Here is a 14,153-nt window from a genome sequence, read left to right on the forward strand (position 1 = left end):
TGAAAGCCCGACAGATGCCTGCTCGTCCGCCTGATCAGGACACGCCTAGGTCGCGGTCGATGAAGTCGAAGATCTCGTCGTCCGTCGCGGCTTCGAGATCGGTGGTGTCCTGCTCGGCGGCTCCGGTGCCGGTGCCGAGCTGGGTGATGAGGTCGCGGAGATGGTCGACGATGTCCTCGCGGGCCCGGGCATCGGGTGCGACGCTGTTCAGCGCCTCGCCGATCCGGGTCAGCTCACGCCGGATGTCGAGGACGTCGGCGATGCCCTGCTGCCCGTCCTGGGCCAGCCCGGCGCGGAGGTGTTCGGCGATGCGCTGCGGGTTGGGGTGGTCGAAGACGAGCGTGGCCGGCAGCCGCAGTCCGGTGGCCTTGGACAGCCGGTTGCGCAGGTCCATCGCGGTCAGCGAGTCGAAGCCGAGTTCCTTGAACGGCCTGGTCGGCGTGATCTCCGCCGTCGACCCGTGCGCCAGCACCTGGGCCGCCTCGCCGCGCACCAGCCCCAGCAGCGTGGCCTGCCGCTCGGGGTCGGTCAGCCCGGCCAGACGCTTGCGCAGATCCGCGCCGGCCGCCCCGTCCTCCGGGCCGTCCTCGATCTCCTCGGCGTCACGCAGTACCTGTGCCGCCTCGGGGATGTCCTCGATGAGCGGGCGGCGCCGGGCCATCGCGTATCCCGGAGTGAACAGCGCCCAGTCCATGTCGGTCACCGTCACCGACACCTCGTCCTGCTCCAGCGCCTGCCGCAACGCCTGCACCGCCAGCACCGGATCCAGCAGCCGCACACCCCGACGCGACAACTGCTCCGCCGTGTCCCCCACCGCCATCGCCGTCGCCTGCCAACCGCCCCACGACACCGACGTCCCCGCCACACCACGCGCCCGCCGCAACCGCACCAGACCGTCCAGATAACCGCCCGCGGCCGCATTCGCACCATTACTGCCACTGCCCCACACCGCAGCCCCGGAGGAGAACACCACGAACGCCTCCAACTCCACACCGAGCTCGGCGGTCAACTCGTCCAGATGACGAGCGCCCGCGATCCTGGCGGCGGTCTGCGTGTCGAGGTCGGTCACGTCGAGGTCGGCCAGCGGTCCGTGACCGGCGACTCCGGCGGTGTGGAAGACGGCGGTGAGGGGGTGCTCCGCCGGGATGCCGGCGATCACGTGGGCGAGGGCGTCGCGGTCGGTCACGTCGCACGCGGCGAACGTCACCTCCGCACCCAACCCGCCCAGTTCCGCGGCCAGTTCGGCAGCACCCTCGGCCCGCTCACCACTACGGCTGACGAGCAGCAGACGCTCGGCGCCCTCCTTCGCCAGCCAGCGCGCCAGATGCGCACCGATGCCACCGGTGCCGCCGGTGATCAGCACCGTGCCATGGGGGTTCCAGTCGCGTACGGGTGCCGGATTCGCACCCAGCGGAGCCCGCACCAGACGCCGCGCATACGCACCCGACGACCGCACCGCTACCTGATCCTCACCCTCCCCCGCCGCCAACACACCAGCAACCTGAGAGGCCACCCGCTCGTCCCACACCTCCGGCACATCGACCAGACCACCCCAACTGCCCGGCTGCTCCAGACCGACGATCTGCCCCAGCGCCCACACCTGCGTCTGCACCGGACGGATCTCATCGCCCGAGTCCACGGACGCGGCTCCGCGGGTCACCACCCACAGAGGGGCCGCCGACTCGATGTCGCCATGGGCCTGGATGAGCGTCAGTGTCGAGGCGACCGCGGTGTGTTCGTCCCAGGCGAGCAGCGAGACCACGCCCGCCGCCTCGGGAGTCCCGGCGAGCCGTTCGGCCAGCTCCGCCCGGTCCGTCCCCGCCTCGATCGCCAGGACCACGACCTCGGCACCGGCGCCGGCGAGGGTCCGCTCCATCCGCTCGGTCGGCGCACCGTCGCTCGGGGCGACCACCAGCCACGTGCCCGACAGCCGTGCCGAGAGGGGCCGATCGTTCGTGCGCCATTCGGTGCGGTAGCGCCACGAGTCGAGTGTCGTCTGCTTCCGGCGGCCCTTGCGCCAGGCCGACAGCGCGGGCAGCCAGGCCTCCGCGGCGGCGGCCGGGTCGGGCCCGGTGCCGCCGGATGTGTCGAGCACCTCGGTGAGATCGGCGAGATCCTCACGTTCCACGGCATCCCAGAACGCGGCGTCCATCGCGTCCGCCGAGGCCTCCTGGATCTCGCCTCCGACGGAGACGCCTTCGAGCCAGTAGCGCTGGTGCTGGAAGGCGTAGGTCGGCAGGTCGACCCGGCGGGCCCCGGTGCCGGCGAACAGCACCGACCAGTCGACGGGCGCGCCCGCCACGTAGGCCTCGGCGAGCGAGGTCAGGAGACGGTCCGCGCCACCGTCGTCACGCCGCAACGACCCCACCGTCACCACAGCCCGGTCCGCGACCTCACCGGTCTCGGCCACCGCCATCGTCAACACCGGATGCGGACTCGACTCGACGAAGACCGAACTCCCCTTCTCCGCCAACAGCCGCACCACCGGCTCGAACCGCACCCGCTCCCGCAGATTCGTCACCCAGTACCGCGCGTCCAGACCGGACGTGTCCAGCCGGTCGCCGGTCACCGTGGAGTAGAAGGCGACCGTGGACGACTTGGGCCGGATGTCGGCGAGTTCGGCGAGCAGGTCGTCGTTGAGGGCGTCGACCTGCGCGGAGTGGGAGGCGTAGTCCACCGCGATACGACGGGCCCGCACCCCCGACTCCTCACACTCCGCGAGGAGTTCGTCGAGGGCGTCGGGCTCCCCCGAGACCACCACCGAGGTGGGCCCGTTCACCGCCGCGACACCGATCCGGCCCTCGAACCGGGCGAGACGCTCCTCGACGCCCTCCACCGGCAGCGCAACGGACACCATCCCGCCCTTGCCGGACAGCTTCTCCAGCACCAGCCGCGACCGCACCGCCACCACCCGCGCCCCGTCCTCCAGCGACAGACCACCGGCCACGCACGCCGCAGCGACCTCACCCTGCGAATGCCCGACCACCGCAGCCGGGTCCACCCCGAACGAACGCCACACCGCCGCCAGCGACACCATCACCGCCCACAACACCGGCTGCACCACATCCACCCGGGACCACAACGGATCCCCCGCGTCCCGGAACACCACATCCCTCAGCGACCAGTCCACCAACGGCGACAACGCCCGCTCACACGCCACCATCGACTCGGCGAACACCGGCGAGACATCCCACAAATCCCGCCCCATCCCCACCCACTGCGACCCCTGCCCCGGGAACACGAACACCACCCGGCCACCGGCGGCGGTGGTGCCCGACACGACGCCGGCGTCCGGCTCCCGCGCGGCGACCGAGCGCAAACGGTCGAGCAGGCCGGCCGCGTCGCCGCCGAGCACCACCGCACGGTGTTCCAGGTTCGCTCGCGTCGTCGCCAGCGAGAACGCCACGTCGGTGACGTCGAGGCCCGGCTCGCGCTCCACCAGGCCGCCCAGGCGCCCGGCCTGGCCGCACAGGGCGCCGCTCGACCGGCCCGAGAACACCCACGGGACGACCGGCGTCACCAGTGCGGGTGCTGCCGGGGCCGCCTCGTCGGGCGCGGCCGGTGTCTCCTCGGCGGCGGGCGCCTCCTCGATGATCACGTGGGCGTTCGTGCCGCTGATGCCGAACGAGGACACGCCCGCCCGGCGCGGACGCTCCCCCTGCGGCCACTCCCGCGCCTGGGTCAGCAGCTCCACCGCACCGGCGGACCAGTCCACCTTGGGGGTCGGTTCGTCCACGTTCAGGGTCTTGGGCAACAGGCCGTTGCGCAGGGCCAGTACGGACTTGATGACGCCCGCGACACCGGCCGCGGCACCCGTGTGCCCGATGTTGGACTTCACGGAGCCGAGCCACAGCGGCCGGTCGGCCGGTCGCTCCTGACCGTACGTGGCCAGCAGCGCCTGGGCCTCGATCGGGTCGCCCAGCGTCGTCCCCGTACCGTGCGCCTCCACCATGTCCACGTCCGCCAGCGCCAGTCCGGCGTTGGCGACCGCCTGCCGGATCACCCGCTGCTGCGAGGGACCGTTCGGCGCGCTCAGACCGTTCGACGCACCGTCCTGGTTGATCGCGCTGCCACGGATGACGGCGAGCACTTCATGACCGTTGCGGCGCGCGTCCGAGAGCCGCTCGACGACCACCATGCCGACGCCCTCGCCCCAGCCGATGCCGTCGGCGGCGGCCGCGAAGGCCTTGGTGCGGCCGTCCACCGAGAGTCCGCCCAGCGTGTCGAACTCCGCGAACGCGCCCGGGGTGGCCATCAGACCGACGCCGCCGGTCAGGGCGAGCGAGCACTCACCGCCGCGCAGCGCCTGGGCGGCGAGGTGCAGGGCGACCAGCGAGGACGAGCACGCCGTGTCCACCGTCACCGCGGGCCCCTCCAGGCCGAGGGTGTAGGAGATGCGCCCGGACATGACGCTGCCGGAGGAACCGGTGACGGCGTAGCCCTGGCTGGCCGGCGAGTTCATCAGGAGCGCGCCGTACTCGACGGCCGTACCGCCGACGAAGACGCCGGTGTCGCTGCCCCGCAGTGAGTGCGGATCGATGCCGGTGCGCTCCACGGCCTCCCACGACGCTTCGAGGAGCAGCCGCTGCTGCGGGTCCATCGCCATCGCCTCACGCGGCGAGATCCCGAAGAAGCCGGCGTCGAAGTCGCCCGCCTCGTGCAGAAATCCGGCACGGCGGAGGCTGGCGAGGTTCCACCGGTCCCAGCCGCGGTAGGAGGGGAAGTCGGACATCCCGTCCTTGTTCTCCACCACGACCTGCCACAGGTCCTCCGGCGAGGAGACTCCGCCCGAGTAGCGGCAGGCCATGCCAACGATGGCGAGGGGTTCGTCGGCATCGGCCCGTACGACGTCGGCGGCCGGGACGAGGTCCGGCCCGGCGCCGATCAGTTCGGTGCGCAGGTGGGCGGCGAGCTGCCGCGGGTTGGGGTAGTCGAAGACGAGGGTCGCGGGCAGCCGCAGACCGGTGGCGGTGTTCAGCAGGTTGCGCAGTTCCATCGCGGTCAGCGAGTCGAACCCGAGTTCCTTGAACGGCCGCTCCGGAGTGATCTCGGCCGTGGAGGAGTGGGCCAGGATGCGGGCCGCCTCGCCGCGCACCAGGTCCAGCAGCAGATCGAGCTGCTCGGCCTGGCCGAGCGCCGCGAGCTCCGTCCGGAGGGCCGAGCCCGCCGAGTCGTCACCGAGCACGTCGGCGGAGTCCTCGCTCAGGACGCGGGCGACTTCGGGGATGTCCTCGATCAGGGGACGGCGCCGGGCCATCGTGTAGCCGGGGGTGAAGCGTTCCCAGTCCATGTCGGTGACCGTCAGCGCGGTCTCGTCCTGCTCCAGCGCCTGTCGCAGGGCCTCGACGGCCCGTGCCGGGTCCATCGGACGGACGCCGCGGCGCGCGAGCTGCTCGGCGGTGTCGTCGGTGGCCATGCCGGTGGCCTTCCAGCCGCCCCACGACACGGAGGTCGCGGCGAGGCCGCGGGCCCGGCGGTCCCATGCGAGTCCGTCCAGGTACGCGTTGGCCGCGGCGTAGCCGCCGTTGCCGGCGCTGCCCCAGATCGCGGCTCCGGAGGAGAACACCACGAAGGCGTCCAGTTCGAGGCCGCGTTCGGTGGTGAGCTCGTCCAGGTGACGGGCGCCGAGGGTCTTGGCGGCCATCTGTGCGTCCAGGTCGGCGAGGTCGAGTTCCCGTACGGTGCCGTAGCTGGCGACTCCGGCGGTGTGGAAGACGGCGGTGGGCGGGTGCTCGGCGATCACGTGGGCGAGGGCGTCGCGGTCGGTCACGTCGCACGCGGCGAACGTCACCTCCGCGCCCAAGCCGCCCAGTTCCGCGGCCAGTTCGGCAGCACCCTCGGCCCGCTCACCACTACGGCTGACGAGCAGCAGACGCTCGGCGCCCTCCTTCGCCAGCCAGCGCGCCAGATGCGCACCGATGCCACCGGTGCCGCCGGTGATCAGCACCGTGCCATGAGGGTTCCAGTCGCGTACGGGTGCCGGGTTCGCGCCCAGCGGAGCCCGCACCAGACGACGGGCATACGCACCCGACGACCGCACCGCTACCTGATCCTCACCCTCCCCCGCCGCCAACACACCAGCGAACCCGGAAGCAACCCGCTCGTCCCACACCTCCGGCACATCGACCAGACCGCCCCAACTACCCGGCTGCTCCAGACCGACGATCTGCCCCAGCGCCCACACCTGCGTCTGCACCGGACGGATCACATCGCCCGACCCCACCGAGGCGGCGCCATGCGTCAGGACCCACAACGGCGCCTCAACCCCGGCATCCGCCAAGCCCTGAACCAACGTCACTGTCGCGGCGGGTGCGGCCTTCTCGTCCCAGCCCAGCAGCGACACCACACCGGACAGTTCACCGGCTTCGGCCAGGCGCCCGGCCAGCGCCTCGCGGCCCTCCTCCGTCTCCCACGCCAGTACGACGACCTCGGCGCCGGCGCCGACCAGGGCCTCCTCGATCCGCTCGGCCGGAGCACCTTCGCCGGGGGCGACCACCAGCCACGTGCCCGACAGCCGGCCCGCCGACGGCACCGTCACCGAACGCCACACCGTCCGGTACCGCCACGAATCCAGCACCGACCGCTCCTGACGCCCCTTGCGCCAAGCCGACAACGCCGAGAGCACCGGCTCCCACGCCTCCGGGTCCGCACCGTCGACCAGCGCGGCCACGCCCTGCACATCGGCGCGCTCCACCGCACCCCAGAAGGCCGCGTCCACCGGGTCGACGACGCCGTCCGTACCGGGCGCGGCCGCGTCCTCGAGCCAGTAGCGCTGGTGCTGGAAGGCGTACGTCGGCAGCCCGATCCGGCGGGTTCCGGTGCCGGCGAACAGCACCGACCAGTCGACGGGAGCACCGGCGACGTGTGCCTCGGCGAGTGACGTCAGGAGACGGTCCGCGCCACCGTCGTCACGGCGCAGCGACCCCACCGTCACCACAGCCCGGTCCGCGACCTCACCGGTCTCGGCCACCGCCATGTTGAGTACGGGGTGCGGACTGGCTTCCACGAAGAGTCCGTGCGCCTGGTCGGCGAGCAGCCGCACCACCGGCTCGAACCGGACCCGCTCCCGCAGATTCGTCACCCAGTACCGGGCGTCCAGACCGGACGTGTCCAGCCGCCCCCCGGTCACCGTGGAATAGAAGGCGACCGTGGACGACTTCGGCCGGATGCCGGCGAGTTCGGCGAGCAGGTCGTCGTTGAGGGCATCCACCTGCGCGGAGTGCGAGGCGTAGTCCACCGCGATACGACGGGCCCGCACCCCCGACCCCTCACACTCCGCAAGGAGCTCATCCAGTGCCTCGGGCTCCCCCGAGACCACCACCGAGGTGGGCCCGTTCACCGCCGCGACACCGATCCGGCCCTCGAACCGGGCGAGACGCTCCTCGACGCCCTCCACCGGCAGCGCAACGGACACCATCCCGCCCTTACCGGACAGCTTCTCCAGCACCAGCCGCGACCGCACGGCCACCACCCGCGCCCCGTCCTCCAGCGACAGACCACCCGCCACACACGCCGCAGCAACCTCACCCTGCGAATGCCCGACCACCGCAGCCGGCTCCACCCCGAACGAACGCCACACCGCCGCCAGCGACACCATCACCGCCCACAACACCGGCTGCACCACATCCACCCGAGACCACAACGGATCCCCCGCGTCCCGGAACACCACATCCCTCAACGACCAGTCCACCAACGGCGACAACGCCCGCTCACACGCCACCATCGACTCGGCGAACACCGGCGAGACATCCCACAAATCCCGCCCCATCCCCACCCACTGCGACCCCTGACCCGGGAACACGAACACCACACCGGTGTCCGTGCCGTTGCCACGGATCACGGCCGGGGAGATGGCGGCTTCGGCGACGGCGTTCAGCCCGCGCGTGAGTTCCTCCGAGGTGCTGCCGAGTACCACCGCACGGTGTTCCAGGTTCGCTCGCGTCGTCGCCAGCGAGAAGCCCACATCCAGCGGGGCCGCCTCGGGACGCCCGGCCAGGTGCTCGGCCAGCCGTGCCGCCTGAGCCCGCAACGCCGCCTCGGTACGCCCCGACACCAGCCACGGCACCGGCCCGCTCAACGCCGGACGCCCCTCCGCCCCCGGCGCCTCCGCGGACCCCGGCACCTCCGCACCCTCCGGCTCCGGCGCCTGCTCCAGAATCACGTGCGCGTTCGTGCCACTGATCCCGAACGACGACACACCCGCCCGGCGCGGACGCTCCGCATCCGGCCACTCCCGCGCCTGCGTCAACAGCTCCACCGCACCCGCCGACCAGTCCACCTGCGGCGTCGGCTCGTCCACATGCAGCGTCTTCGGCAACAGGCCGTTGCGCAGGGCCAGTACGGCCTTGATGACGCCCGCCACGCCGGCCGCGGCACCCGTGTGCCCGAAGTTGGACTTCACGGAGCCGAGCCACAGCGGCCGGTCGGCCGGACGGTCCTGCCCATAGGTGGCCAGCAGCGCCTGGGCCTCGATCGGGTCGCCCAGCGTCGTCCCCGTACCGTGCGCCTCCACCATGTCCACGTCGGCGGCCGACAGACCGGCGTTCGCCAGCGCCTGCCGGATCACCCGCTGCTGCGAAGGCCCGTTCGGCGCGCTCAGACCGTTCGACGCGCCGTCCTGGTTGATCGCGCTGCCACGGATGACGGCGAGCACTTCGTGACCGTTGCGGCGCGCGTCCGAGAGCCGCTCGACGACCACCATGCCGACGCCCTCGCCCCAGCCGGTGCCGTCCGCGGATGCCGCGAAGGCCTTGCAGCGGCCGTCGCCCGCCATACCGCCCAAGGTGTCGAACTCCGCGAACGCGCCCGGCGTGGCCATGATGGTCACACCGCCGGCCAGGGCCAGCTCGCACTCGCCGTTGTTCAGGGACTGAGCGGCTAGGTGCAGGGCGACCAGCGAGGACGAGCACGCCGTGTCCACCGTCACCGCGGGACCCTCCAGGCCCAGCACGTACGACACCCGGCCCGACATCACGCTGCCGAGCGCACCGGTCATGCCGTAGCCGCCGCCGGCCTCGGCCGAGCCCATCAGCACCGCGGGGTAGTCCTGCGGGCCGCCGCCGACGAACACTCCGGTGGAGCTGCCTCGCAGCGACCACGGATCGATACCGGCCTGCTCCACCGCCTCCCACGACGTCTCGAGGAGCAGCCGCTGCTGCGGGTCCATCGACGCCGCCTCACGCGGCGAGATCCCGAAGAAGGCGGCGTCGAACTCCCCTGCCTCGTGCAGGAAACCGGCCTGGCCGACCGCGGGTGCGCCCCAGCGGTCCCAGCCGCGATCGGTGGGGAAGTCGGACAGTTCGTCGCGGCCTTCGACGATCAGCCGCCACAGGTCGTCGGCGTCGCGCACGCCACCGGGGTAGCGGCAGGCCATGCCGACGATCGCGAGCGGTTCGTCGTCCACCGGCCGGACGGCCGGTGCCGCGGGTCCGGCTGTCCCCGGCAGACCGTCCACCAGCTCGGTACGCAGCAGGGCCGCCAGCTGTTCCGGGTTGGGATAGTCGAAGACGAGCGTGGCCGGCAGTCGCAGTCCGGTGGCCTTGGACAGCCGGTTGCGCAGGTCCATCGCGGTCAGCGAGTCGAAGCCGAGTTCCTTGAACGGCCTGGTCGGCGTGATCTCCGCCGTCGACCCGTGCGCCAGCACCTGGGCCGCCTCGCCGCGCACCAGCCCCAGCAGCGTGGCCTGCCGCTCGGTCTCCGTCATCGCGGCGAGCCGCTCCCGCAGACCCACGCCTGCCGAGTCCAGGGTCTCCCCGGCCCCGGCCGCCCCACTCAGTGCCTCACCGGCTTCGGGGATGTCCTCGATGAGCGGGCGGCGCCGGGCCATCGCGTATCCCGGAGTGAACAGCGCCCAGTCCATGTCGGTCACCGTCACCGACACCTCGTCCTGCTCCAGCACCTGCCGCAACGCCTGCACCGCCAGCACCGGATCCAGCAGCCGCACACCCCGACGCGACAACTGCTCCGCCGTGTCCCCCACCGCCATCGCCGTCGCCTGCCAACCGCCCCACGACACCGACGTCCCCGCCACACCACGCGCCCGCCGCCGCCGCACCAGACCGTCCAGATAACCGCCCGCGGCCGCATTCGCACCATTACTGCCACTGCCCCACACCGCAGCCCCGGAGGAGAACACCACGAACGCCTCCAACTCCACACCGAGCTCGGCGGTCAACTCGTCCAGATGACGAGCGCCGAGAACGCGGGCGGAGAGCACGTCGGTGAAGTGCTCGGGGGTGGCGGTGGCGAGTTCCGCGTAACCGGATATACCGGCGGTGTGGAAGACGGCGGTGAGGGGGTGCTCCGCCGGGATGCCGGCGATCACGTGGGCGAGGGCGTCGCGGTCGCTCACGTCGCACGCGGCGAACGTCACCTCCGCGCCCAAGCCGCCCAACTCCGTGGCCAGTTCGGCAGCACCTTCTGCCTGCTCGCCACTACGGCTGACCAGCAGCAGACGCTCGGCGCCCTCCTTCGCCAGCCAACGGGCCAGATGCGCACCAATACCGCCGGTACCACCCGTGATCAGCACCGTGCCATGGGGGTTCCAGTCGCGTACGGGTGCCGGGTTCGCACCCAGCGGAGCCCGCACCAGACGACGGGCATACGCACCCGACGACCGCACCGCTACCTGATCCTCACCCTCCCCCGCCGCCAACACGGCAGTCAGCCCGGAAGCAACCCGCTCGTCCCACACCCCCGGCACATCGACCAGACCACCCCAACTACCCGGCTGCTCCAGACCGGCCACCTGACCCAGCGCCCACACCTGCGTCTGCACCGGGTGCACCACATCCTCCGCACCCACCGACGCGGCACCCTGCGTCAACACCCACAACGGCGCCTCGACCCCGGCATCCGCCAAAGCCTGGACGAGCGTCACCGTCGCGACAGGCGCGGCCTCCTCATCCCAGCCCAACAGCGACACCACACCCGACACCTCACCGGCTCCGGTAAGGCGCCCGGCCAGAGCCTCACGGCCCTCCTCCGCCTCCCACGCCAGTACGACGGCCTCGGCGCCGACCGCCTCCAGCGCCCGCCGGACCTCCTCGACCGGCCCCGCGCCCCCCGGCGTCACCACCAGCCACGTCCCCGACAACCGGCCCACCGACGGCACCGTCACCGAACGCCACACCGTCCGATACCGCCACGAATCCAGCACCGACCGCTCCTGACGCCCCCGGCGCCAAGCCGACAACGCCGAGAGCACCGGCTCCCACACCTCAGGCTCCGCACCGTCCACCAGCGCGGCCACGCCCTGCACATCGGCGCGCTCCACCGCACCCCAGAACGCGGCATCCGCCGGGTCGTCGGAGAAACCGCTCTGGCCGGGCAGCGCAACGTCGTCGAGCCAGTAGCGCTGGTGCTGGAACGCGTAGGTCGGCAGATCGACCCGGCGCACCGGCATCCCGGCGAACAGCACCGACCAGTCGACGGGAGCGCCCGCCACGTAGGCCTCCGCGAGCGACGTCAGGAAGCGGTCCGCGCCACCGTCGTCACGCCGCAACGACCCCACTGTCACCACAGCCCGGTCCGCGACCTCACCGGTCTCGGCCACCGCCATCGTCAACACCGGATGCGGACTCGACTCGACGAAGACCGAACTCCCCTTCTCCGCCAACAGCCGCACCACCGGCTCGAACCGCACCCGCTCCCGCAGATTCGTCACCCAGTACCGCGCGTCCAGACCGGACGTGTCCAGCCGCTCACCCGTCACCGTCGAGTAGAACGCCACCGACGACGACCGGGGCTGAATGTCCGCGAGCTCCCTCAACAGATCCTCGTTGAGGGCATCCACCTGCGCGGAGTGCGAGGCGTAATCCACCGCGATACGACGGGCCCGTACCCCTGACTCCTCACATTCCGCAAGGAGTTCATCCAGTGCGTCGGGCTCACCGGAGACGACGACGGAGCCGGGCCCGTTGACGGCCGCGACACCGATCCGGCCCTCGAACCGGGCGAGACGCTCCTCGACCTCCCCGACCGGCAGCGCAACGGACACCATGCCGCCCTTGCCGGACAGCTTCTCCAGCACCAGCCGCGACCTCACGGCCACCACCCGCGCCCCGTCCTCCAGCGACAGCCCACCCGCCACACACGCCGCAGCGACCTCACCCTGCGAATGCCCCACGACAGCGGCAGGCTCCACCCCGAACGAACGCCACACCGCCGCCAGCGACACCATCACCGCCCACAACACCGGCTGCACCACATCCACCCGGGACCAGGACGGAGTGCCCTCCTCCTGCCGCACCACGGCGAGCAGCGACCAGTCGACGTGCGGGGCCAGTGCCTCCCCGCACTCCTCCATCCGTGCGCGGAACACCGGTGCGGAGTCCAGCAGCTCCGCCGCCATCCCCACCCACTGCGACCCCTGACCCGGGAACACGAACACGACGCCGCTGTCGGCGGTGGCTCGGCCGGCCACGACACCCGCGACGCCCGCACCGTCCCCGCTGTCGGCGACCGACCGCAGTCCGGCGATCAGTTCGTCGCGGTCGGCGCTCACCACCACCGCCCGCTGTTCGAAGGCCGAACGGGTCCGCGCCAGCGAGAAGCCCACATCCAGCGGGGTCGCCTCGGGACGCCCGGCCAGGTGCTCGGCCAGCCGTGCCGCCTGAGCCCGCAACGCCGCCTCGGTACGCCCCGACACCAGCCACGGCACCGGCCCGCTCAACGCCGGACGCCCCTCCGCCCCCGGCGCCTCCGCGGACTCCGGTACCTCCGCGCCCTCCGGCTCCGGCGCCTGTTCCAGGATCACGTGCGCGTTCGTGCCACTGATGCCGAACGAGGACACACCCGCCCGTCGCGGGCCGTCCGTCTCCGGCCACTCCCGCGCCTGCGTCAACAGCTCCACCGCACCCGCCGACCAGTCCACCTGCGGCGTCGGCTCGTCCACATGCAGCGTCTTCGGCAACAGGCCGTGCTGGAGCGAGAGAACGGCCTTGATCACTCCGGAGACGCCGGCCGCGGCCTGGGTGTGTCCGATGTTGGACTTCAGGGTGCCGAGCCACAGCGGCCGGTCGGCCGGGCGGTCCTGGCCGTAGGTCGCGAGCAGCGCTTCGGCCTCGATCGGGTCGCCCAGCGTCGTCCCCGTGCCGTGCGCCTCCACCATGTCCACGTCGGCGGCCGACAGACCGGCGTTCGCCAGCGCCTGCCGGATCACCCGCTGCTGCGAAGGACCGTTCGGCGCGCTCAGACCGTTCGACGCGCCGTCCTGGTTCACCGCCGACCCGCGGATCACCGCCAGGACGGGGTGACCGTCCCGGCGCGCGTCGGTCAGGCGCTGGACGGCGAGTACGCCCGCCCCTTCGCCCCAGCCGGTGCCGTCGGCGGACGCGGCGAAGGCCTTGCAGCGGCCGTCGCCCGCCGATCCGCCGGTCGCCGAGAACTCCGCGAAGATCGACGGGGTGACGAGCACCAGCACGCCGCCGGCCAGCGCGAGATCGCATTCGCCGGTGCGCAGCGACTTGACGGCGAGGTGCAGGGCGACCAGCGAGGACGAGCACGCCGTGTCCACCGTGACCGCGGGACCCTCCAGGCCCAGCACGTAGGAGATCCGGCCGGACAGCACACTGCCGGGGGCGCCCGTCAGCGCGTAACCGCCCGCTCCCTCGGCCGAGTTCATCACCAGCGCGCCGTACTCCTGCGGGGCTCCGCCGATGAACACGCCGGTGCGGCTTCCCTTGAGCGTGGCGGGGTCGATGCCGGCCCGCTCCAGTGCCTCCCACGACGTTTCCAGGAGCAGCCGCTGCTGCGGGTCCATCGCCATCGCCTCACGCGGCGAGATGCGGAAGAAGGCGGGGTCGAAGTCGCCGGCGTCGTGGAGGAAGGCACCCGTACGGGCGGTGGGGATGTCCCAGCGGTCCCAGCCGCGGTCGGTGGGGAAGCCCGACATGGCGTCGCGGCCTTCCGTGATCAGCCGCCACAGGTCCTCGGTGTCGCGGACACCGCCCGGGTAGCGGCAGCCGATGCCCACGATGGCGAGAGGTTCCGCGGAGGCCGTGGTGAGCCGCTGGTTCTGCTGCCGAAGCCGCTCGTTCTCCAGCAGCGAGGCCCGCAGCGCGTCGACGACCTCCGACATGGAACTGTTCATGCTCAACTCCCACTCAAGTGTTTCGTCATCGCGCAAGGACAGGCCCTTTTGCAGGCTATGG

Annotated in this window: 1 protein-coding gene; it reads right to left on the minus strand. The window is 72.1% G+C overall.

Features of this window, described 5'->3' with window-relative positions; translation table 11 throughout:
• Positions 1-34: 34 nt before the first annotated feature.
• Positions 35-14,092 (minus strand): type I polyketide synthase, encoded by a 14,058-nt coding sequence (locus SAVERM_RS15045; protein ID WP_010984328.1) that lies wholly within the window; start codon positions 14,090-14,092, stop codon positions 35-37.
• Between the last annotated feature and the right edge of the window lie 61 nt (positions 14,093-14,153).

The organism is Streptomyces avermitilis MA-4680 = NBRC 14893 (assembly GCF_000009765.2).
Lineage (GTDB): Bacteria > Actinomycetota > Actinomycetes > Streptomycetales > Streptomycetaceae > Streptomyces > Streptomyces avermitilis.